Annotated in this window: 13 protein-coding genes and 2 pseudogenes; 4 read left to right on the top strand and 11 right to left on the bottom strand. The window is 59.8% G+C overall.

The features are described 5' to 3' along the window. Positions 1–201: 201 nt before the first annotated feature. Together H156_RS15840 and H156_RS0105215 are read left to right on the top strand one after the other, a co-directional pair. Positions 202–4,155, top strand: a complete 3,954-nt coding sequence (locus H156_RS15840; RefSeq protein ID WP_017366201.1) for an intein-containing adenosylcobalamin-dependent ribonucleoside-diphosphate reductase — start codon at positions 202–204, stop codon at positions 4,153–4,155. Positions 4,156–4,269: 114 nt separating this feature from the next. Continuing rightward, entirely contained in the window at positions 4,270–5,739 is a 1,470-nt protein-coding gene (locus H156_RS0105215) for a glycosyltransferase family 39 protein (protein ID WP_017366202.1), read from the top strand. A gap of 48 nt (positions 5,740–5,787) precedes the next feature. Here the strand turns inward: H156_RS0105215 and H156_RS0105210 are convergent, their stop codons facing one another. The 11 genes and pseudogenes from H156_RS0105210 to H156_RS0105165 form a co-directional block, all read right to left on the bottom strand. After that, positions 5,788–6,663 (bottom strand): hypothetical protein, encoded by an 876-nt coding sequence (locus H156_RS0105210; protein ID WP_154656667.1) that lies wholly within the window; start codon positions 6,661–6,663, stop codon positions 5,788–5,790. A 5-nt stretch (positions 6,664–6,668) separates the two neighbouring features. Continuing rightward, positions 6,669–7,487, bottom strand: coding sequence for a class I SAM-dependent methyltransferase (locus tag H156_RS0105205; RefSeq protein WP_017366204.1), 819 nt, complete (start codon positions 7,485–7,487; stop codon positions 6,669–6,671). After that, positions 7,480–8,670, bottom strand: coding sequence for a glycosyltransferase (locus H156_RS0105200; RefSeq protein WP_010961768.1), 1,191 nt, complete (start codon positions 8,668–8,670; stop codon positions 7,480–7,482). The genes H156_RS0105205 and H156_RS0105200 overlap by 8 nt, the downstream gene beginning before the upstream one ends. Then, entirely contained in the window at positions 8,667–9,776 is a 1,110-nt protein-coding gene (locus tag H156_RS0105195) for a GNAT family N-acetyltransferase (RefSeq protein ID WP_017366205.1), read from the bottom strand. Before H156_RS0105195 ends, H156_RS0105200 begins: the two co-directional genes overlap by 4 nt. 306 nt (positions 9,777–10,082) lie before the next feature. Continuing rightward, a pseudogene (locus tag H156_RS17775) lies at positions 10,083–10,550 on the bottom strand (Wzt carbohydrate-binding domain-containing protein); the annotation flags it as partial. Between the two features lie 279 nt (positions 10,551–10,829). Beyond that, positions 10,830–11,330 (bottom strand): annotated as a pseudogene (locus H156_RS17770) (ABC transporter ATP-binding protein); the annotation flags it as partial. Beyond that, positions 11,327–12,154, bottom strand: a complete 828-nt coding sequence (locus H156_RS0105185) for an ABC transporter permease (RefSeq protein WP_238536904.1) — start codon at positions 12,152–12,154, stop codon at positions 11,327–11,329. The gene H156_RS0105185 and the pseudogene H156_RS17770, both read right to left, overlap by 4 nt. Positions 12,155–12,201: 47 nt before the next feature. After that, positions 12,202–12,642 (bottom strand): hypothetical protein, encoded by a 441-nt coding sequence (locus H156_RS0105180; protein ID WP_154656666.1) that lies wholly within the window; start codon positions 12,640–12,642, stop codon positions 12,202–12,204. A gap of 374 nt (positions 12,643–13,016) precedes the next feature. Next, complete coding sequence (locus tag H156_RS0105175; RefSeq protein WP_036246109.1) at positions 13,017–13,955, bottom strand: peptidylprolyl isomerase; 939 nt, start codon at positions 13,953–13,955, stop codon at positions 13,017–13,019. Positions 13,956–13,973: 18 nt separating this feature from the next. Continuing rightward, positions 13,974–15,176 (bottom strand): FG-GAP repeat domain-containing protein, encoded by a 1,203-nt coding sequence (locus H156_RS0105170; protein WP_017366209.1) that lies wholly within the window; start codon positions 15,174–15,176, stop codon positions 13,974–13,976. A 320-nt stretch (positions 15,177–15,496) separates the two neighbouring features. Continuing rightward, positions 15,497–16,876: a hypothetical protein gene (locus H156_RS0105165; protein ID WP_017366210.1), complete on the bottom strand. Its 1,380-nt coding sequence runs from the start codon at positions 16,874–16,876 to the stop codon at positions 15,497–15,499. A gap of 627 nt (positions 16,877–17,503) precedes the next feature. On the opposite strand from H156_RS0105165, the gene H156_RS0105160 reads away from it, so the two are divergent. Both H156_RS0105160 and H156_RS16405 read left to right on the top strand, forming a co-directional pair. Continuing rightward, complete coding sequence (locus H156_RS0105160) at positions 17,504–19,102, top strand: PIG-L family deacetylase (RefSeq protein WP_017366211.1); 1,599 nt, start codon at positions 17,504–17,506, stop codon at positions 19,100–19,102. 619 nt (positions 19,103–19,721) lie between these two features. Beyond that, entirely contained in the window at positions 19,722–24,554 is a 4,833-nt protein-coding gene (locus tag H156_RS16405) for a glycoside hydrolase family 99-like domain-containing protein (protein WP_081504064.1), read from the top strand. Positions 24,555–24,677 lie beyond the last annotated feature (123 nt).

The raw sequence follows: 24,677 nt of genomic DNA, 5'->3' as shown, positions 1-24,677 counted from the left end.
TTTTCGCGCCCCGCATGGCGTTGAGTCTCGCAACGTGCACGCGATGCGCAACCATGTGCACCGATATGGTGCACCATTCCTCGAGACTTGTCGCGTTCCTTGGGAGATTCGTTGTGTTTCCTGATCGCGGCCCGCCCGCATTGCCGCGCCGAACCGCCACGCTTACCATGCCGGGATTCCGCCGTAATCCGGAGTTTTTTCGTGGAACCCCAAGCCATTTCCCTGGAAGTCTTGCGAGAGAAATATGCCAGACACGGCGAGACCTGCGCCGAGGAAATCTTTGCGCGGGTGGCGGACGCCCTCGCCGCCGCCGAAAAATCGCCGGACGAATGGCGCCCGCTGTTCTTCTCGGCGCTCGAATCGGGGTTCATCCCCGCCGGTCGGATCATGTCCGCCGCCGGCACCGGCATGCAGGCCACCCTCATCAACTGCTTCGTCCAGCCGGTGGGTGATTCGGTATCGGAAGAAGCCGACGGCAAACCAGGCATCTACACCGCCCTGGCGGAAGCCGCCGAAACCATGCGGCGAGGCGGCGGCGTAGGCTACGATTTCTCGGCCATCCGTCCCAAAGGAGCGCGTGTCCACACCACCGAATCGCGGGCTTCCGGACCGGTGTCCTACATGCGTGTTTTTGACCGCTCCTGCGAGACGGTGGAATCCGCCGGTTCCCGCCGCGGTGCGCAGATGGGGATCCTGCGCTGCGAGCACCCGGACATCTTCGAGTTCGTCCGGGCCAAGGACCGGCCGGGGGAACTGACCAACTTCAACCTCTCGGTTGCGCTGAATGAAGACTTCATGCGAGCCGTGGAAACCGACGGGCCATGGGAACTGACGCACCGCGCCGAGCCCTCCCCCGAACAGCAGTGCGAGGGTGCCTACCTGCGCGAAGATGGGCTGTGGGTCTACCGCAGCGTTCCGGCGCGGGAACTGTGGGAACTCATCATGCGCTCGACCTACGACCATGCCGAACCCGGTGTGCTGTTCATCGACCGGATGAACCGGGAAAACAACCTGAGCTATTGCGAACGCATCGAAGCCACCAATCCCTGCGTCACGGCCGACACCTGGGTGATGACAGCCAGCGGTGCACGGCAGGTGCGCGACCTCATCGATCGGCCTTTCGAGGCCGTCGTCGACGGCGAATGCCATCCGACCGAATCGCGGGGCTTCTTCTTCACGGGCGAAAAACCGGTGCTGCGCTTGAGTACCGCTGAAGGGCATACCCTCCGCCTGACCGCCAACCACCCCGTGCTGCGGGTTTCCAGGATGACTCGCCAGCTGCGCGAAACGGAATGGGTGAAGGCCGGAGAGCTCCGCCCCCATGACAAAATCGTGCTGCACGACCACCGCGCCCTGTCCTCTTGGGATGGCGCGCACACCGAAGCGGAAGGCTACCTGATCGGATTGCTGATCGGCGGCGGCACGCTCACACGGGACAAAGCCATTTTGAGCGTCTGGGATGCGGCCGCATCGAAGGTCGCCAACGGCGGCGGGAGCGTCCCCTCCGCCGGCGTCGCCGGTGTCATGCGCGCAGCGGAACTGGCCGCACGCACATTGCCGCACCGTACCGATTTCAACGGTTGGCAAACGACCATGGAGGGACGCGGTGAATACCGCATGGCGACCGGCGCCCTGCATACGCTGGCGCTGGAACTGGGACTGACGCCCGGCGACAAGCGACTCACAGCCCCGCTGGAAACCACATCGTCCGCCTTCCATCGCGGCTTGCTGCGCGGCATGTTCGATGCCGACGGCTCGGTGCAGGGTTCGCATCAAAACGGCGTCAGCATCCGCCTGCCGCAGACCGACCTCGGCAACCTGCAAACCGTGCAACGCATGCTTCTACGCCTCGGCGTGGCCTCCACGATCCATCAGAATCGCCGTCCCGGCGGAACGAAGGTGCTGCCGGACGGCGAAGGCGGTGCGAAGGGACATTCCTGCCAGGCGGCACACGAACTCATCATCAGTGGCGAGAACGTCGTACGTTATGCCGAACGGATCGGATTTGCGGACAGTGACAAGATGGACCGGCTGACCGCCTTGCTGCAGCGATACCGACACACGCGGCATGCGGAACGTTTCATCGCCACCGTGCAGTCACTGGAAGACGATGGCATGGAAGCGGTCTACGACGTCACCGTGGCTGACGTGCATGCCTTCGACGCCAACGGTCTGTACGTGCACAACTGCGCCGAGCAACCCCTGCCCGCCTACGGCTGCTGCTGCCTGGGCAGTCTGGACCTGACCCGCTTCGTCAGCCGACCCTTCACACCGGAGGCGGCGTTCGAGGCCGAGCGCCTCGCCGAAGTCGCCACCATCGCCGTGCGCATGCTGGACAACGTCCTGGATACGACCTACTGGCCGCTGGCGCAACAACGGCAAGAGGCGCAAGCCAAACGCCGCATAGGTCTGGGCTTCACCGGCCTGGGGGATGCGCTCGCCATGCTGGGCCTGCGCTACGACAGCGCCGCAGCCCGCGACATGGCGGCCGGCATCGCCCGGCGGCTGCGCGATGCCGCCTACCTCGCCTCGACCGCACTGGCGCGGGAGAAAGGCGCGTTCCCGCTGTTCGAGGCCGAACCCTACCTCGCATCGCCCTTCGTCGCCGGTCTGCCCGAACCGCTGCGGGCCCGCATCCGGGAATCGGGCATTCGCAACAGCCACTTGCTCAGCATCGCTCCGACCGGCACCATCTCACTGGCATTCGCCGACAACACCAGTAACGGCATCGAGCCCCCTTACGCCTGGACCTACCTCCGCAAAAAACGCGAACCCGACGGCTCCACCCGCGAATTCCCGGTCGAAGACCACGCCTACCGGCTGTACCGGGCAACGGCGGGTGACCGCCCGCTGCCACCGGCTTTCGTCACCGCGCTGGACATCTCCGCGCTCGATCACATGCGCATGCTCGCGGCGGTCCAGCCTTTCGTGGATGCTTCCATCTCCAAAACCGTCAACGTCCCTGCCGAATACCCTTACGCCGACTTCCAGCACCTCTATCTCGAAGCATGGAAAGCCGGACTCAAGGGACTCGCCACTTACCGCCCGAACCCGGTCACCGGGGCCGTCCTGGAAGCCACACCGACCACCGGAATCTCGCGCCCGGAATTCGACGAATCCGACCCCGACCGCAGGCTCCGCCTGGACGAAGTCCCCACGCCCGCCTTGGCCTCCTTGCGCTGGCGCCGCCGACCCCGGCCCGCTGCCGGCAATCCCGCCTGGAGCTATCTGATCGACCACCCGCTGGGATCGTTCGCCGTGTTCATCGGCCATATCGAGGACCACGGCAACCATCCATTCGAAGTCTGGGTCACCGGCGCGGAGCAGCCGCGCGGCCTCGGCGCCCTCGCCAAATCCCTGTCGATGGACATGCGCTCGAACGACCGCGGCTGGCTCAAAACCAAACTCGAAAGCCTGATGAAGGCGCACGGCGACGACGGATTCGACCTGCCCTTTCCCCCCAGCGGACGGCCCGTCCGCGTCCCCAGCCTGGTGGCTGGCTTCGCCCGGCTGATCTACTACCGCTGCGCGGAACTCGGAGCCTTCGACACGCTCGCCGACACCCCCGTGGTGGACGCCCTGATGTCACCCAAAGAACCCAAGACCGGTCCCGACGGTACGCTGTCCTGGACCGTCGACATCCTCAACGTCGCCACCGGTGACGACTTCGTCATGGGCCTCAAGGAACTGGTGCTTCCCAACGGCCAGCGGCGGCCTTACTCGATGTGGCTGTCCGGCGAATACCCCAGAGTCCTCGACGGCCTGTGCAAGAGCCTGTCCTTCGACATGCGCGTCATCGACCCCGCCTGGATCGGCGCCAAACTACGCCAGCTCCTGGACTTCCCGGAGCCGCGCGGCGATTTCCTGGCCCGGATGCCCGGGACCGGTCGCCAGCGGAACTATCCTTCGACCGTCGCCTACATGGCTCAACTGGCGATCCACCGCTACGCCATGCTCGGGCTCCTGGACGAACAAGGACGGCCGCTGCAGGACATGGGGCTGATGGACTATGAAAGCGCCGGCCCGGAGACGGGGGAGGCCAGACCGCCCGTCCTGAAAGGCGCCCGCTGCCCAGAATGCGGCAACGACGCGGTGATACGCCGGGACGGCTGCGATTTCTGCACGGCCTGCGGGGCGCTGGGAGGGTGCGGCTGACGGGACGGTTGCCGGACGACATTTGATGCCGCGCGCTTTCACCACTTCCCGTGTATTTCAGCAATGAATCAGCCATCGGCAACATCAGGTCGAATCACCCATTTCGTGACGCGCATGTTCGCCCGCTGGCCTCTCCTCTTCGCGATGGGCACGGGCGCCCTCTATGCCGGACTGGCATACCTGATCGGATCAAGCTATTTCTTCATCTACGACGATACGGCTCTCATCGACGTCGCCGATGGCAACTCCGTCACGCATATTCTCCACACCTCTTTCACCGGATTCTTCCGCCCGCTGACCCTCTTGGTGGTAAAACTCGAGGCGACCGGCTTCGGCTGGAGCCGCCCTTATGGGTACATCCTCGTTTCGCTACTGATGCATGGCCTGAACGCAACACTTCTGTATGCCATATTACGCAGGCTCGATTTCCACATTGGCGCATTTTTCGCGGCGACGTTCTTCCTGTTGTCGCCGTTCGCGACTGAAACTTTTTTCTGGTTCAGCAGCCAGTTCGACCTGCTCTCGGCATTGTCGACGCTGTTGAGTATCTGGATGCTGCTGCGATATCTGGATTCCGGGAAAACGAGGCACGCGATGGGCGCGGTCCTGTCCTACACGGGCGCCCTGTTCTCGAAAGAGAACGCCATCGCTTTTGTTTCGGTGCTTCTGTCATTGATCCTATGGCAACGGAAAAAAGCGCCGGTGGCCCGGACGGCGGGTCTGATCTCCGCCTTTCTCATCCCGTCCGCCGGCTATCTTGCCATTCGCTCCGCGCTGGTGGGAGCGTTCCATAGCCCTTACGGCAACGTGCTGACCCTGGTGCGGAACTCGGACATCGCCTCGCATCTCGCCTCCTATGCGACGACCTTCTCGGACCTGTCACTGAAAATGCCGGCCCCTCTCTCCCGGCTCGGTGTCGTATACGCCGGAACATTGATCACGTTCCTGGCTGTCGCGCTTTACCGTCGCCCCCGATTCACGGTCAACACCCTGCTCCTGTTTTGTCTGACCTTGTCTCCCGTCATCTGGACAGCCCTCACTCCCGCGGCGACCGCCGACACCCGTTTTCTATATGCGCCGGCGATTTTCCTCATCATTGCGATCTCGGTTGGAATGGAAGCCAGTCTTCGACAGCCGGTCTTCAGCGTAGGCCGGCTCCGGATCGCCGCCCACCTCGGTACCATCGGCACTTTCATTCTGCTGTCCACCGCCGCGCTCAGCACATCGGAACAGGCGGCGATGTGGCGTTTTGCCTACGAAACCGCTCACGGCGCGGTACTCGGCGTCCTGGACGCTGCATGGAAGAATCCTGACGCCACCCTGCGTATCCGGAACCTTCCGCTCCGCCTCACGGAAGGACCTTATCTCGTCAAGCCTTATAATCTGGTTCATTATGCCAAGGCGATCAACCGACCCCTATCCAACCGCCTCGTCTGTGATTCCGTAATACTCTCCTACCATGACCCGGAATTGGTCATATCCGCTGGGCAGTCCGAACTGGGGCCACGCGGAAACCCAAACGGTGCAATCCAGGACATCGTCATCCCCGGCCTTCCGGGGGCCCGATTCTCGCCCAGGGAATGACCGTGCCTTCCTGGTCGAAGCGGAAAGCTCTCATGCCCCGAACTGGTATTACGGGACGGCCCACTGCCTGCGGCCGGAACGGAACCATCGGGTGATCCATGCGGGATGCGCATCGGAAAGGACGAACGACAAGGTAATGTGCGCGTAAGACCAGAAAATGAACTGCTGATAGTAGAAACTCTCGGAAACGGCGCCACCAGCGATGCCAGCCGGCGAAAACAGCATGAACACGACGACCATCACTAGCGAGATGGCGGCGTAGCGCCACAAAGCCCCGTCTCCCAGCCTCTTGAACTTTTCTATCGGATATAGTGACCAGAAGATGAAGTGGTACAGGACTATATGATTAAGATCAAACCTGACGAAGAAGGAAGACAGAACCAGCAACAGACCGAACACCTCAAAAATACTACCATCGATCATGCCCCTTACGCCCAACACAGGACGCAGTTGGCCGAGCCGATAGAAAAACAGAGCGTAGAAAAACAGTAGAACGACGAACAAAAATTCCGGCCCGATCCAAGCCAACTCGGAATAATGACGCAAAAGGACAGCGTAAATCGCAGCGTTGAGAAAGATGGCTGCGACTCGTAAACCGCGACGTCTCTCGGCTTCCTTCGCCGGCAATTTCCGATCCAGAAGATAAACTTCATTGAATACGTGATGCACCCCGAAATACAACAAAAGGGAAAATTGACTCACATACAATGCCGCACCGCCGGACAGGACGATCAGCGCGGGAACGAGAGAACTGGAATCCTTTGCGACGGCAAGAATTCGATGCCTCGAGTAATAAAGCGCGAGCCCATAATGGACGAACGCGATGCTCCAGAAGAGGGAAGACCAAAGGATACCGCTCGTCCGGCTGGCGATCAGTACGGTGATGAAAACAGCGACGATTCTTGTCAACGCATGAATGGGCATCGGAGTCATTCCATTTCGGCGACAACTGGAGCGACGTTTTTCTCCAGAACCGCGGTGTAGCCAAGAGTGATAGGACTGAATTTTCCCACGGAAACCTCATCACAAACCACGGCGTCACCTTGCCCGTCGCGCCTTTTCCATAGCCCGAGGTAGAGTCTTTGTGGCAGGACGATGGTCAGACGGCTCAGTAGTGAGCCCAGAAAAGGTGACGCATTTCCAAGCCGTTCCGACAGTTTCAGCCAGAGCCTCAGCCACAGATAGGTCACGTACATCAAGGCAAAAGCACCCTCGCCACCCTTCTGGCCGATGGCTACGACACGCAACCCTGAGCAAGCCGCGATGTGCCTTATCGCGAATGGCGTAAAACGATAATAATCATGAGGAATCTCGTGCAGGGGGTTGAAGAATGGCGTGCTCATGAACATTCTGCCACCATGCTTCAAAACCCGACTGCATTCCTTCATCGCAAGAAAAGGATCATGGAGATGCTCGAATACCTCCGTGCAGAGAATGCAGTCGAACGCTCCGTCGCCGAAAGGGAGTCGGTGCAGAGTCCCCGCGACATCCAGACCTGCGATGCCGTGAGGAGATCCGGGTATGTCTATGCTCACGACGGACGCGAAAAACTCCTTGTAAACCGGCAGATAAGGCCGGGATCCCGCCCCCGCGTCCAAAAGCCTGCCGCTGCCGCCCCTTTCGAAGTATCGTTCGAGAAAAGCCACCAGTTCCTGGAGAATGATCTCGTCGATGAGCAGGCTGTCCGGCCGCTGCCGCTCGTCGACATGAAAGCGGCCATTCGCCGCTTTGATCACCAGCTCATCCATCGGGGTTGGATCCTCGCGATTCATCAAAAACGGCGCCAGTCAGCATTTCGTTCAGACAACCGTCAAACGCCGTCAGCATGGCACCGACACTGAAGTAGTCCGCCCTGTCGAGCCCGGAACGCACCATGGCGGAACGGCGCTCATCGTCGGACAGCAGGGTGACACAGCGATCCGCAAGTGCGCGGGCATCCCCTACCGGCACAAGGAACCCATTTTCCCCGTCGCTGATGATCTCCGCTGGCCCCGACGGACAATCGCTCGCCACTACCGGGACTCCCAAGGCCATGGCTTCGACGATCACATTGCCGAAGCCTTCGAAGAACGAGGAAAGAACGAAAATATCAGCTTGTGCCATGTAGGGAAAGGGATTCTCCCGGAATCCCACCATAACGACATGCTCCCTGATTCCAAGGTCGGAGGCGATTCTCTCGATGTCCTGGCGAAGTTCGCCGTCTCCCACCAGAACGAGCCTGGCGGGACGACGGGCCAGAACATCCTTGAATGCCGCGAGGAGCGTGGGAAAGTCCTTTTGGCTGCTGAACCGGCTGGCGGAAACGATCCAGCTTCGGTCCTTGGTCAACTCGATCGGCTGTTCGGCTTTGCGCCGGACGCCGCAGACGTCGATACCGTTGTAGATGACCTTGAGCCTGCCAGGCTGCGCTCCAAACGTGTCTACCAGGTCTTCGAACACACCGTACGAGGGGACGATCACGCGGTCTGGCAGAGTCAGGCAACAGTGAATGACCCAACGTTCCAGCAGTGTCGGCTTCCTGCCGACACGGGTGAAATAGCCGGTGAGGCTGCCCAGAATGGTGCCCGCCAAGGGAATACGAGAAAAAAACAGCCTTTTCGCCAATGAGGCGAAAAACGTGCCGTTATGCATGATCGAAAGCACCAGGTTGGGCCTTTCGCGCCGCACGACCGATCGGATCGCCCAGGCATAGCGCAGGCCGTTGCCGACCGACAACCGGTAAGGCTGGCCGCACCGCCAGTCGTCGAACAGGTAGAGCCGGATGTCGCATCCGCGATAAAAGTCCGCGATGGCGGATTGGGTCAGCAAAACGCAGTCGAATCCCCGCAACCCCGCCAGTAGATTGAAAACGACGGTCTCGGCCCCGCCGATCACATCGGCCGGCAATATCACCAGCAACCGGGGCTTCCCCGCCGGCACGCGGGAGCTCATAAGAAATCCGTGTCGCCCATCATCAGCCACCAGCGATCCTGCAGGCGTTCGACGCTGCGGCCGTCGGTCCAGACGTTGGTCGGAATTCGGATATCAGTATCGGTGGCCACGCCTCCGCCGTGAACCAGGCACCGGGCATAGGAGGAGGATATCCAGGCGGTGACCACGGACAACGAGCGACGGGCGGCGGCGGTCCTGGCGGCATCAACCAGCAGGGGAATGCTGTTCAGCGGTGCCAGCATATCCATGAGCTTGCATTCATTGTTGTCGCACCGAAGTATCGCCACCCCCTGGGGACGCCCGGTCAAGCGGTCACGCACCACGAGAGCCTCGTAGCGATGCACGGGGTGGTGCTGGTAGCGGTATCGGACATAGGCGGGATCCCGGAGCACGAGCACCGCGTCCGGAAGATCCGCGGCCATCTGGCCCCATAGCCTCGCAAGCAGACCGTCATCGAGTTCGGCAACGTCGCTCAGGGTGGCCGCGTATCTGACCCGGAAGCTCGGGTACGGCGTCCAGCGCACTTCCGAAATCCGGCCGACTTCGCCATAGAGCCCCAGCCGCTCGGCAACCCGCATGGCGCGGTGATTCGGAAAACCGAAGGCCAGCTCGTGCTCGTCGTAATAGCCGAAATGGGTCTCCAGGAACGCGCTGGCGACCTCGAAAAATACTCCCTTTTTCGTCATCAGCCCCCGCTCCCCCGGGACCACCATCACATCGCATACCTGCAATCCCTCGACGATTCGACCGTTGATGGCAATGCGACGGGACGTCGCCCCATAATGTGCGACGATGTGCCCGTTCCTGCGGGCGACGACGGCCCGGCCCCGGCCTTCGCCGTACTTCCATTGCCATAACTCGGGACTCATCTCGGCTGCGAAAGCCTCTTTGAACAGCGACAGGCATCCCGGCAGGTCTTCGGGCGTGGATTCACTCAGCCGCCAACGTGCCGCCGTCGTCTTCGCCAGGACGGTTTGCGCCGGCCCGTCACCGCGCGGGAGGGCGACATGACCGGAGAACCCGGAATGCGCAGCCAGCGCCTGCAGGTAACGGGCCTTTTCACGACATCGCGCAGGACTGCCGTCCTTTTCGGCACCGAGTTCCAAGATCAGTGAGCCGCCCTTCCGTAACAGCGAGTGCGCGTGCGAGAGGACCTTCAGGGGCGGAGCACTCCACCCCTGCAGGTCGATCCAAAGACACGAAGGGCGATCATCCCTTTCCGGTTCCGATGAGGTGGGCGCACATTCAAAAAATTCCGCGGGAGAGAAATGCCGGACGCCAGCCCTACGCGCACGTTGCCGCCGCGGCGCCTGCCCGACCCACCAAACGGAACCGGCCTGGGACGAAGACTCTTCCCGGAACATACACATGGCCGCTGGTGAACCCAACCGGGAACGCGCGGAGTCTGGGTACTACCGGGCAGCGACGGTCGGTACCGTCGGCGAGACTGCGGAGGCGGGAGCGCCATTCACCGACCATCGCCGGGGAAGGCTGACCACCCCCTGTTCCAAGCCGTCCTGCACCACCTCCAATTCCGCGGCGTGTTCGATGCGATCGTAAAGGTGGATGCCCTGTTCGCACAGCAGGAAAACGTTCACCCAATAGGCACCTTTCAGCAGGGGAAAACGGGGAAACGAGAGCTCGACCTCTCCGCTCCCATCCGGGCGACGACTGATCGTCAGACCATCATTGGACGTCGAAGCACTGGTCACGGCCCAGCCGTTGGATCCCGTGATGGTCAACCCAACGCTGGGGGGTGGCAGGGCCGGGTCCGACGCGAACCCGACAGCAACCGTCAAATCCGTCTGGCCACTCCGCACCGTGAGTTTCCGGCCCTCGACGCCATCCGCCTCCACTTCGACTTTGGTGAGCCGACCCACACCACTTCCCGCCACCGCAGCCGGCGCCGGCTGATCCGGCGTTCCGCATCCCTCGCCCCCCCCGCCCAGAAACTCGGCGTAAGCACTGACCACCCGCGCAGGTTCTCCGTCCATGACGAGCCGGCCATGATCCAGCCACAACACCCGGCTGCAGATGGCCTCCACCTGATACAGGGAATGGGAGCAGAACAGGATCGTCTTGCCGGCATCCTTGTAGCCGATGATCCGTTCGAACGACTTCCGCGCAAACGCCCCGTCACCCACCGAAAGCGCCTCATCGAGAATCAGAACGTCCGGATCGGCGGCCGTTGCCACCGCGAACGCCAGACGCATATACATGCCGGAAGAGTAAGTCTTCACGGGCTGATCCATGAATTCGCCCAGTCCGGCAAACTCGACGATCCCGTCGTACAGTCGATCGACCCGTTCACTGGACAACCCCATGACGGAGGCGCCCAGATAGACGTTCTCGCGGCCGGTCATGTCCGGGTGGAATCCCGCCCCCAGTTCCAGCAGCGCCGCCACATGCCCGTTCACGCGGATATCTCCCGCGGACGGCGTCAAGGTCCCGGCGATCAGTTTGAGCAGAGTACTCTTGCCGGCACCGTTCGTCCCTACGATACCGACGACTTCGCCATGGGCGATCTCCAGACTCAGGGGATGCAGCGCCGTCCATTCGCGATGGCATCGAGTCTTCGTGAAAACCTCCCACAACGTCTCCCACGGATGGTCGTAGGAGCGATAGCTCTTGGCCACGTTGTGGAGGAGAATGGCCGTCATACCGCCTCGCGTATGTGGGGCTCGCCGCGATGGAACAACACCCAGGCAGGCCCGAGCGACAGCAGCCAAAGCAGCAAGGGCCGGATGAAGTTTCCGGCGGTCACCGGCAGACCGTGTATCCAGGACTCGAACACCGCCATCACGTCCGCCAGCGGATTGACCACCAGCAGTTCCCGGAATTCCTGCGGCAGCATTTCCGGAAGATACAGGATGGGTGTCAGATACAGCAACATATTGAGCGTAAAGGGGAATGCTTGGCGCAAGTCCTTCACGAAACAGCCGAGCACGGCGAGAAGATAGCAGGCTGGCATCAGCAAGACGAGCAGTCCCGTCATCAGCAAAACGGCCTGGACCGCCGCACCAGGCCCTGCCAGCAGTCCCATCGTTGCCGCGTAGATCGGGGTGTAGACCAGACAACCCGACAATCCGGGCAGCAACGGAAGCACCTTCAGCGGAAAAACCGTGCGCTTGTAAAGGCTGCTGAATTCCGTGAGAACGGACAGACAGCGATTCAACGTGTCGCTGATGAACAGCCAGGGCAACATGGCGGTAAGAAAATAGTCGATGAACGCGACTTTACCCGGCACCCTGAGCCGGAGGACGAAATCCAGCAGAAACCAAAACGCCACGACCTGCAACGCCGGCTGGGCGAGCATCCATACCCAGCCCAATACCGTCCCCCGGGTACGGCCAATGATGTCCCGCCGCACCAGCAGACCCAATAACTGCCGCTCCCGTGCAAGCACGCGAAAAGGGCCGAGCAGACCCGCCCAGGTCATGGCCCCGAAGCGGGAAAACCTCTGAATCGGCGCTACGCCCGACATGGTGTCCGCAAGGCACCTCAAGCCGAAAGCCGTGACCTGGAACCACCTCAAGGACGGGGGGACGGCGAAGCCCCACCCTTGGCGGATTTGGACCGTTCGCCGTGATACCAATTGCCGTCCACATATGTCCAATAATCGACGATCGAAGGCCCCACCAGCGCTTTGCCCTGCATGGCCGGATGCATCACTTCCGTATCCAGCTTGATTTCCGCCTTGTCTCCGGTGATCCTCACATCCGTGATGCTGTAACCGACGATTCGTAGCGTCGAAAACTGGGTCCGCGACATCTGGTCGGGTCTCAGCCTCCCTTCCACGGTTGCCGTCTCCATCGAATACAATGTCTGCAAGTCATTGATCTTACGCGCATCCCAATACGCTTTCACCCTTTCGCGAAGCGCAGCCTCTCCTTCCGCCCCGGCTGCGACACCCACCGACGTCACGACCGCCAGCCATACGCCAGCCGTCCATACGACCCATCTACGCACCATCACCATGCCTCTCAACGAAGATTACCGACTACCGGGAAAGTAATGCCCCATACGGACCGCCGCACGCCGGTCGGTTCATACCGGGCCATCCTGCGCGACCGCTCCCGGACGAATACACGAACCCGCTTTGCCGCCGATTCGACACGAACCGGCGAAACGCGCCCGCCTGCGCGTCTCCCGCAAGCGCGAGAGACGGTTAGAGTGACGCACGATTGGCGAGCAACCGCGCTCCACACGACATCTCCCCCGAGCCACACCCTGCAGGCACCGAGCATGCGCAACCGCCGGGAGCGAACCGAACATGCGGAACAAGAGCCCGCCGGCCACCGGCTCCGTCCTCCAACCCCAGAAATGGGCCCGTTTTCCGGACCCGATCAGGGGAACACACCCTTCGGGAACAAAGGCTTCAGCTCCTCTTGAACGATTTCGATCTTGGCGTGCTTGGCAAGATCCCTAATGTAGGCATCCCGCAACCTGGCCTGCTCGGCGCCCCGCATGCGTTGAATCACCTTGTCCCGGACATTGACATACGGCGTGATCAGAGCCTTACGCACATCCGTCAGCATCAGGATTTCGTAACCGGCCGGCGACTCGATCACTTTGGTGTGTTCGCCAACCTTCAAATTACGCACGGCCTCGGTCAGCCAGGGATCACCCTCGCGCGGCAGAAAACCGATATCGCCCTGCGGCGGTTTGGCCGAAGGATTTTCAGTCAGCTCTCCCGCCACCTTCGGGAAAGGCTCGCCCGCCTCCAGCCTCCGCAAGGCGGCCTCGGCCCGCTGGCGTGCGGCGGCCTTCTGCTCGGCGGTCGCATTGTCCGGAACCCGGAACTGGATCTGGCTGATCCGGACCATCTCCGGAATCCCGTAGTCGTTCTGGTGATCGAGATAATATTTGTAAACCGCGTCTTCTTCCGGCACCGGCGGCAGCGGGAAATGCTCCTTGGCGAGCTTCTGGAACGCCTCCCCCAGCTCGGCGGCCGTGGCATCCTTCTTCGCCAGCCCTTTCTTGATGATGTCATCCTTGAGCAGCTGATTGCCGATGATCTCGCGGATCACTTCCGCCTTGCCTTCGTCCGTCATCGACTTCTGGACGTAGGCCTGGTTCCGCTGAAGGAAGTTCACATAGTCCTGAACGGTCACCTCCACCCCATTGGTCTTGAACATCACGACCCGCTGGGGTTTGACGGGAGCGCCCTGTTCCGCGGCGGCCTTGTCCTCCTTCGCCGCCGGCGCCGGTTTTGCGGCTGCGCCGGCGTACGACGCCGCACCCAGTCCCAACCCGGCCACCAATACACCCAATGCAATTTTCACCTTGTTTGCTCCTTCGACTCAGTTCAACACAAACCGCGCGGCGGAAAGTTCTTCGAAATGCTCCCACAAGGGTCCGTAGACGATCCACGCGCCCGGGGGACCCTTGCCCCGCCCGACGACGCCGTCCAGCCAGCCGTCGCCGTCCAAATCCTCGAGGACGATATCCTGGCTCCCTTCACTGGAACCGACGGGCACGCTGCGCATCGGCACGGGCGCCTTTCCATCCCAGCGATCGGGAAAACGATAAAGCGTGACGGCGCCGTACCCGACACCGAACAGATAACCGAACCCGTCCTTGTCCTTGCTCCAGGCGAACCGTCTCAGCCCCATATCGGTCGGAAACGGCAACGCCGCCGTCTCCTGAAAGTTCCCGTGACCGTCGTTCAGCAGCACGTGAATCACGAAAGGCTTCGATTGGTTGGGCACCAAGAGGTCGATCGCTCCGTCGCCGTTGAGATCCGCCGACAGGACGTCCCAAGGCGCGCCCGAACGGAATTTCGCGACCAGCTTCGGCTTGATCGCCCCTTCGGGGCCGGGATATTCCAGCATCAATACTTCCTGCGTCGTGTTGCTGGCGAACAGCAACTCGTCGACACCATCGCCATCGACGTCCACTGGACGCACCCACTCCGCCCGACGTATCGAGTGCTGCTTTTCGCTGAGCGCGACCTGGACCTGCTCGGCCTCCTGTATCCGGGCGGCATTGAAGTTTTTCAACAATACCAGGAAATCCTGCCCGAAGGGGGTGAGTGCCACGCCGTCCCCCCACCCCGGCCAGCGGAACGATGCGACGTGACGGGGTACGGGCACCTTCAGCTCTCCGGTCTGACGGAGACTGCCACCGGGGCCCGGCTCCAGGACGAGGACCTTGTTCTGTCCTTCCGCCGCGACCAGGTAACGCGGACGGGCGCCGGATAGGCGCAGGAGGTCGCCCGGATGAAATCCGACCAATGACTGGCGCTCGCCGGCCTGGAACACCCGCCCCTCCCGTTGCAGAAAGATCTGGACGTAATTGTCGCCATGGGAGACGAGCGCGATGTCGGGACGTCCATCGCCATCCACGTCGTCAACCAGAATGTCGAAAGGCGAATCCGCGAACGGCAGCGACTGGTGAAACGAACTCGTATCCTCGCTGCCGACCGACGCCGCCTTTCTCGAGGCGCAGCCACCCGACAAGAATACGCTCAGAGCGACCACCAAGGCCAAGATGATACGGGACATAGCAACCACAATACCCTAGGTTCGTGAATGAGAAACAACCGTCACTGGCGCGCAGTGCCGACCATCGGAAAACCTTCGGCACGAAGCCCGGCCTGCCCGAAGGGCTGCGACGGATCCCATTGCGAGGAACTCGAGCAACCGAACTCCGAGCAACTGGCAGCGAAGATCGACCGATGGATTCAATCGAACTGGAAAGCCCGGACACGGGCGGATGACATTCTTCCGGGAAGAATAAAGAACGGCGTGCGGCAAGCCGCACGCCGTATGCTTTCTCGGCCGCTGAGGCCGGCTCCACCGGCCGGCCCCACAACCCCGCTAGATTACGGAGCCTGGCTGAAGAGGCCGCGATCGTGGCCCAGCGCGGTCTCGAACGGAATCAGGCTGATGTCCGTCGGGACCCAGTCGCCGGTCGCAGGATCGGTCTCCAGAGTCACGAAGTACTGCAGAGGAACCGACCAGGCCACTGCCGCCGATTCCGGCGCGCCGATGCCGGTATCGACCAGCTCGGGCAGATACAGCTTCATGAAACCACCCTGAAGCAGCTGTTCCAGAGCGATGGCGCCATCCGGATCGGTGACGGGGGTCGCCTGGTACGGCGGTACGCAGAAGATCTTGTCCAGACCGAACGGCTTGCCGGTGTACGGATTCTTTCCGTAGATGAATTTCGGCACCGGCCAGGCAACCGGAAACTGCGCGTTCTTGCCGGCAGTCACGTCGGTCTGCGCCCATACCAGGTTCAGCTGATAGGGAAGGTCGATGCTGTCCGAGCACTTCTCTTCCTTGTCGTTGTAGATGTCGACGCCCAGCCCGCTCCATTTACCGCCTGCGTTACGGTCGTTCCACACGACGAGCAAGGTCGGAACCTGCAACGCATTGATCAGGTTGAAGTTGCCGATCGGCACGTTGCGGTTGCCCAGGGTCAGATCGACCACGGTCACGTCACTGCCGTTGCCGTCCGACCAGTTGGTACGGATGCCGGCGACCAGCGGCGATGCGATGACGCTCTGGTTCACACCGGCCTCGATCACGCTGTTTTCGACGGTGGGTTTCTTGCTGCCGTTGTCGGCACCGTCACTCATCGGCATGACCGGGATCTTGGCATCCACGATGCCGATGACACCACCGGTATCCGGGTTGGCGCCTGCGCGGACGCCGGCGAACATCCAGGCTTCCGCGAAGAAGCTGAAGTCGGCGTCGTCACCGCCGGCACCGGCTTCGGTCACCAGCACCATGTAGCCGGGGAAGCCGTCGAATTCACCCTGCTTGCCGTTCTTGCGAACGAACGCACCCCAGTCCAGCACCGCCACGTCTTCCGGCGTGACGTCGATGGTGCCGTTCAGGCGGTGGACGCTCGTCTGGTCCATGAAATACCAGTGAACGGTGTTGGAGGGCACCAGATCCGGATCCGCGGGCTTCTGCTTGCCCGGCTTGTTGATGGTGCCATTGGTCGGCGAAGTGTGGATCGCGGTATAGAAGTTCGGGATCACGTCGTTACCGACCGACATCGGCACGGTGAGCTTGATCACGGTGTTGATGCCGAAGATGGTCGGATTGTTGTCGAATACGCTGCTCGACCACAGAACGAACGGTACGAGGTTCGCTTCACCGGCTTCGGTTTCGCGCACCGCATGAGCCGACATGCTCGTCGCGGCCAGAGCCGTGAACATGCCCGCTGCGATAGCGGTCTTTTTGAAGTTCATACTCATTAGAAGATCTCCCTTTGAAGTCGACAGTTAACCCAGGAAATGGAGCACCCCAATCCTTTGCCCTAAAACTGCTTGAGACCAGGGCCAAGCCAGACGTCCAGGACGCCCTCCGGGAATTATGAACGTTTCGCCGCTATTTGCCAAACACGACAGGGGCCCACGCATTCCCGCAGCTCCATGCGAGGGATAAGCTAAGCCGCGTGGCGCACAGTGTCAAGCTTTTTTGTCGCTAAACTATGACTGTTTTGTTGTAAAAACGAGATAAGCGAGACGGCGCTTCCGCACCCGGCAGCCTCACCCCTTGCAGAACGCGGCCAGACACCCGCCGGCACATCCATAAGCCCGGTGGAACGCCGCAGGGCGCACTGCTCGTCACGCGCCCCCTCGACCTCGAAACCATGCCCCACCCGCCCGAGTCAGCACCAAGGACCTCCTTCCAGCGCGGCACGCAACACCATGAAATACAAACATGTTCACAGTCTCTCTTCCCCCCGATTTCAACGCTCCGCCCTAAGGTGCTAGCATTTCGGGCAAGTTGCCACGGGAATGTGCCATACCACAGACGAAGGACGAAAGGCGCAGATCCGCGCCCGCCGCCCCTCCCAATCACCCAGTTCGTTCATGCAGTCCTACGAACCAGACTTCATCCCCTACACGGCGCTTGCTTCCATCGGACCCGGCCCGGCGATCGTGTTCGCTCCCCACCCGGACGACGAAGTGTTCGGCTGCGGGGGCGCCATCATGCGCCATGTCTCGAACGGCGATCCGGTTCGCGTCGTCATCGTCACCGACGGCGCCTATGGCGCTCCCGCCGAATCCGGTGACTATGCCCAGACACGCCGACGGGAGAGCACCCAGGCCGCAGCCATCCTTGGCTACGGCGCGCCGGAGTTCTGGAACCTGCCCGACCGGGGTCTGGAATACGGGGAGCGGCTGATCCAACGCATACTCACCGCAATGGAAGACCATGCCGCGGAACTCGTCTACGCGCCGTCCTGGTGGGAGGTCCATCCCGACCACCGCGTGCTGGCGTTGGCGGCGACGGAGGCGGTACGCCGCTGCACCCGGCCGCTCCGGCTGGCGATGTACGAGGTCGGCGTGCCGTTGCAGCCCAATGCCCTCCTCGACATCACCGATCTGGCGGAACGCAAGGCCTCGGCCGTCGCCTGTTTCTCCAGTCAGTTGGCGCAGCAGGACTACGATGAGCAGATCGCCTCGCTCAACCGCTTCCGCACCTATACGCTGCCTCGAACCGTCCGGGCGGCCGAGGGCTATCTCGTCCTCGCCGCGGAGGAACTGAGAAACCGTATCCCCCGCATGATGACACAAAAGGACCGCCTGGCGGTGCGCGGTGAAACCGGCGACACGGCCGCGACACCCCTGGTCTCCGTCATCATACCCAGCATGGACGGGCCGCGACTGAAAGAAGCCCTCGACTCGGTCGCGCTGCAGACTTACCCTCGCATCGAAGCCGTCGTGATCGATGCCAAAGGCGAAGGACATACACCGCTGCCCCGCTGGTGCGGCCGCTTCCCGCTCCGCTTCATTCCTTCGGACGTTTCCCTGTCACGCGGCCGGGCCGCCGATGTCGGACTCGAGCATGCCGGGGGCGATTATTTGGTCTTCCTCGGGGAGGAGGATGTTTTTCAGCCCGGCGACGTCGCTTCACTGGTAGCGGAAGCCGCGCGCAAGCAGGGAACCGGTTTCTGCTCCCATGCCGACAGGCGAATGACGGTTTTTTCGGGAGGCGTCGTCGATGGGTCGCCCCGGACCGGCAAACCAGGGAAGCCAGCCTTCCTCCCACTTCACGCGGTCCTGTTTGATCGGTCTCTGGCCGAACTGCGATGCCGCTTCGACGGCGACGCGAATGTTCCGGAAGACGGCGACTTCTGGGACCAGGCGATGCAGCACGTGGCAAGCATTCATCCGCGTGCATGCCGTCACGGTCACGGACTCCCGGGTGGCGAGGCGGGCCGTCATACCATCGTCAGACTCCCGCCATGGACCAGCCCGACGCCGTTGCCCCCTGGCGCCTCTCTGGCTCGGACGCCCCATCCGAACGAGCGGGACTCATTGCGCCGACGGATTCAGCGGGCAGGACGTAGAATATACGAAACCCTGCCACGCGGGTTGACCGATGCCTTGGTCCGTACAGCCTATCGCATTTGGGCCCGACTCTCGTCGGATTCGATGATTACCAACGACGGGAAAGGGACTTAGGCTCCGGCCAATCCGATCACTGACCACGTCACACCGCTCGTACGCGTTTTTTCATGTGGATCCAAGAAGGCGTTGGCGGAAGGGAGGAGCCACGATCACGCCCGCAGCGATGCGCCGAAGCAACCACCTCGACCTGGACTGATCGCCACTTCCAATCCGTCTATTGTCATCAGGACCGTTCCATGCCGAAAGAATCCGGATAGGGGAAAGAACAGCCAGACCAGGGCACTTCCGAATCAATAGATAACTGGGCGACCGAGCGAATACAGTACAACCCTATCATCCCTCGGTGCGAAAAATTTCTCACTGCAATGATTCCGCCACACTCAGCCCGGAAGATCTCATCCACGACATGGCGCCAAAATTTGTATCGAAGACAACGTAAACATGACCCACACCCGTATACATTCAGATCGCCGCCGACCGATAGTCGTCCGGCTCCATGCCCGAACCATTGACTCAACAGAGTCATCGGCACGGTGACCCCAGACCGATATGGCACAAACCGATCACTAAAATGCACCAGTGAACCAGCAGCCATCCACGAGCTTTTTTATAGCATGGAAAATAGGCTGTTTTTTCATAGAAAACTTGTTTACGTCCGATCATCGGAAGCAGAATGAATAATACTCCTGTTGAACCAGTTCGCCTGACCCCTGACAACCCACTGGTTTCAGTGGTAATACGAACGAAGGACCGCCCCAAACGTCTCGCAGAGGCCGTACGAAGCGTACGCGAACAGACTCACCGCCCATTGGAAGTGATCGTCGTCAACGACGGCGGATGGCCCTTGCCCGAGGAGGCTCTCAAGGAGCAGGCCGGTGACGTAGAACTCATACTGATTCAACTGGAACAGAACCAAGGCCGCTCCATCGCCGCCAATACGGGACTGCAAGCCGCCACGGGACGCTATCTGTGTTTTCTCGATGACGACGACAGGTTCCTGCCGGACCATATCGAACTTCTATCCTCTTGCCTGGAACACATAGAACACCGGGTGTGTTATTCCGACGCCGAGCTTTGCTGGCAGGTTTACAATGTCGAAACAGGTGAATTCGATATCGTCAATCGCCAGGTATTTGGCTCGCGAGACTTCAACCTCGCCGAACTGCTCTGTGGCAACTACATTCCGCTAAACACCCTTCTTTTCGATCGACAGGTCTTACTGCAGGTTGGGGGGTTCGATCCGCAGTTCGACATTTACGAAGATTGGGACCTCCTGCTGCGTGTCGGCAGCCTCTACCCTTTCTATCACCTGCCTCGTGTGACCGCACAGTACAACCAATGGAGCAAGGATCATCAAAACTTTTACAACCATTTTTCCCAAACCGGCCAGGCTCCCCTCTTACACATTACCGGCTACGACAGGCTCATCGAAAAAAACCGCCATCTTTTCAGCGCTGATGCGGCTAGGCATCTGCTGTCCGTCATCAACCGCCTGCGGACCATCGAGGCAGAACTTGCTCAACGCGATGCCGTCCCGGCCGAATCCCCTCTAACCCGACTGACGGCACAACTCGAGCAAACGCTCGCGACCATCGGTCCATCCTTTGCCACGCTCGAAGGACGTCTCGCCGATCTCGACGCCTGCCAACGTGACGCCCTGGTTTCGGCCACATCCAAACTAAATGAGGGTGTCAGCGACCTCGACGGGCTGCGCTCCCAGGTCGCTCACCTCTGCATGGAATTCGAAAACGCCTCGGGGAAGATCGATACCAGCCAAGCCGAACTGCAAAAAACCGCGACCCTGCTCGTCCAGACTCAAAACCTGCTAGAGGATTATCGAAAAGAAATTGCCCGAACAACCGAGCTCAATCGACTCATCTCCGAGCGCGACAGCGAACTCCAAACGCTCAGGCAGACCATCGCACGGAACGAGGCGGAAATCACCGCACTTCATAAAGAAAGGAACGAGGCTAACGCGACGATCTCCGCCCTCGATGAAAAGGTCGCTCACGCGGAGGCAGAGAAGGCTTCCTTGCATCAAATCATCGCCCAAACCGAGGCCCGGCTCGCTTCAGTCTACGGCTCGACCAGTTGGCGTATAGCCGCGCCACTACGCGCCGTCTCCGTGGCCGTGAGATGGCTCTTACGAAACACCCGCCGAGCGTTCCTGCTGATGTGGTGGCTGTGTACCGGCCAATACGCCAGGGCAACAAACCACGTTTTCCCCCTTCTTTGGCGTCACGTGCCGCCCCGGCTAAAAATGATCATTCCGCCCCGTCTCGCCGGATCGGTGAAACGCCGCCTTCACCTGGCTGATGTCACATGTCCCCGGCCCCTGGAAAATCAGCCAGACAACTCTCCCCCCGATACCGCCGCGGAAGCACATGTGCCATTGGATGTCCCGGAACGACATTACGTCGACCTATCGTCCGAACCGGTCGCGCATACACCGATCAAGGCGATAGCTTTCTATCTTCCCCAATTTCACACCATCCCGGAAAACGATAAATGGTGGGGAGAAGGTTTCACCGAATGGACCAATACCCGCAAAGGCAAACCCCTGTTTGACGGGCACCATCAGCCACGCGTGCCGTTGCATCTCGGCTACTACAACCTCGAAAACATCGAGGTGTATGCCCAGCAAGTACAACTCGCCAGGAAAGCCGGACTTTATGGGTTCTGCTTCTATTTCTATTGGTTTGGCGGCAAAACGCTGCTAGAAAAGCCGCTATTGAATATGCTTGCCAACCCGCAAATCGACCAGCCGTTTTGCCTTTGCTGGGCCAATGAAAATTGGACACGCCGATGGGATGGGCTCGATGATGACATTCTAATAGCGCAACATCACAGCGAAGAAGACGCCATTGCTTTCTTGCGCTACATAAACACCTATTTTTGCGACGACAGATATATAAAAATCGACGGAAAACCGTTACTCCTCGTCTATCGACCGAGCATCATACCCGACATCACCCACATCCAAGAAGTGTGGAGAAAGCATGCGACCGAACTCGGGTGGCCCGGCATTTACCTCGTCTCCGCGCAGACCTTCGGCCAAAAGGATCCGCGCGACTTCCACTTCGACGCCGCGGTCCAGTTTCCGCCCCAACATGCTGCACCTTGCGCAGCATTCCATTCCGAAACACCCAACCTAGCCGATGATTTCGAAGGCTGTGTGTTCGATTATCACAACGTCGCAACTCAATTCTGCGACAGTCCTGAGGTCGACTACAAGCTGTTCCGAAGCGTCACACTCGCCTGGGACAACTCCGCCAGGCGCGGGAAACGGGCGACGATCCTGAGAAATTTCAGTCTGACCAGCTACGCGCAATGGCTTTTGACAGCCTGCAAGGCAACACTCGCCGACCACAATCTTACTGAAAACGAAAGGCTCGTTTTTATCAATGCATGGAACGAATGGGGCGAGGGCACTTATCTGGAGCCGGACACCAAATATGGTTTTGGATACCTGGAAGCCACAAAAAAGGCGTTGAATGCATCCTCGGATGGAAAACCCAGGCTATCCGTAATCGTTCCAAACTATAACCACGCCAATTTCCTCGAGCGCCGCCTGCTCTCGATAATCAATCAAACCCAGAAACCCGATGAAATAATTTTCCTCGATGACGCCTCATCCGACGACAGCGTCACCATAGCCCGAGACATCCTTTCAAAGTCGAACATAAGATATTCGATCATCGAGAACGACATCAACTCCGGTAACGTATTCAAACAGTGGATCAAGGGGTTAGAACATGCCACAGGCGATTTGGTATGGATAGCCGAAAGCGATGACGAGTGCGCACCTGATTTCCTCGCCAACATGGTTCCCCATTTCAAACGCGAAGAAATTCTTCTTGCTTACGGCAATATCAGCTACATCAACGCCGACGGAACCCCCAACAGCGACCTTTCCAACTATTATGACGGTTTGACAGACCTCGATTGGAGCCATTCTCACATCGTTTCTGCCTGGCGGGCCTTTACAGGACCTTTTGCCGTCAAGAATATCATTCCAAATGTCTCCGGCGCGGTGTTCAGAAAACCAATTCTCACCGACACCGAAAAAAGCCGCTTGACTTCATACACGTTCGCTGGTGACTGGTACTTTTATGCACTGATTGCGCGTGGCGGCTCGATCGCTTTCTGTAATGAAGCCAGATCTTATTTTCGCCTCAACCGTACGAGCACTTCACAGAAAGCATTTTTCTCCGAAAAGCATCTCTCAGAACATCGCATGATCGTTCAGGATATCCGCAAGCTATACGGAATCAAGGAAAATGCCATTCAGCTCCATGCGGAAGAGCTCGCACGAGTACTAAAACATCGAATACCTGATATTTCTGTCGCCGACGTCGCCAGACTGATAGATACCAAAGAACAAGGACCGAGAGACCTGCGGATCTGTATTGCCAGCTACGGCTTTACGGTTGGCGGAGGGGAGATCATACCCATCGAGATTGCGAATGCGCTGAGAACACGGGGACACCATGTAACGTTCCTGGCTTTGATGCAAAATTTCCATGATGACATTCCTGTTCTTCGCCACCGTCTTCGCAACGACATACCCGTTGTCTATTGGGATGAAGTTAGGAATAATTTTCAAGGGTTCCTGAATGAGTATGGTATCGAGCTGATCAACTCCCACAACTTCGGGGTGGAATATTTCCTGTATTGCTCCGGCGTCCAAATCAACATTCCCTATGTTTCCTCGCTGCATGGCGGCTATGAATCGGTCGAGAAAGAGTTCTTGACAGCGGATTTCATTGCCTACGTCAGGCGCAATGTCAATGAATGGTTATACCTCTCGGAGAAGAACATCATCCCCCTGACGGAACGGGGCCTGAATGGTATTCACTTTACGAAATCTTTTAACGCGCTTACCTTGCGCCCCGCGAATGCAGGACTCGGACTTCGTATCCGACAAAGCCTCAATGCAGGCAACGACTCCATACTCCTGGTTCTCGCTTCGCGTGCGCTCCATGAAAAAGGATGGCAGACAGCGATCGAGGTTACGCAAAGATTGCGGGCTCAAACCAACCGTGACTGCAGATTATTGCTGATCGGAGATGGCCGGGATTTTGACGCGATCAGGGCAGCCAATCTCGACAAACACTTCGTGCATTTTCTCGGACGGCTCGACAATCCTTGTCCGGTCATAGACGAGTGCGACTTTGGGATTTTCCCTAGCACCTTTTCTGGCGAATCCTTTCCTCTTTTCGTTCTAGAATGCCTTCAAAGTGGTCTGCCGGTCGTCGCGACGGACATTGGCGAGATTCCATCCATCATGACCACGACGACCGGTGAAATGCCTGGACAGGTGGTCTCGAGAAACCAGGGTGAACAACTTCTGATCAACGAAATGGTACAAGCCCTGGCCGGCATGATTGATGATGATGCAAGGTTGCGCTCTGCAAAGCGAGCCGCTCGTATCGCTGGCGAGCGATTCTGTATAGAGAGACTCACGGATTTCTATCTCGATACCTTCTTCAGATACTTCCATTAGATTTTGCTTCGATTCATTTTTACTTATCGGGCCCGGCATTTCCAGCATCAACCATGAAATGACCAAACAGTTCTTTTTTTGAACCCTTACTCCAATAATGCGCAAACACATTCAGAAGATAGC

Source organism: Methylococcus capsulatus str. Texas = ATCC 19069, from assembly GCF_000424685.1.
Classification (GTDB): Bacteria; Pseudomonadota; Gammaproteobacteria; order Methylococcales; family Methylococcaceae; genus Methylococcus; species Methylococcus capsulatus.
This window is presented reverse-complemented; position numbering and strand designations above follow the sequence as displayed.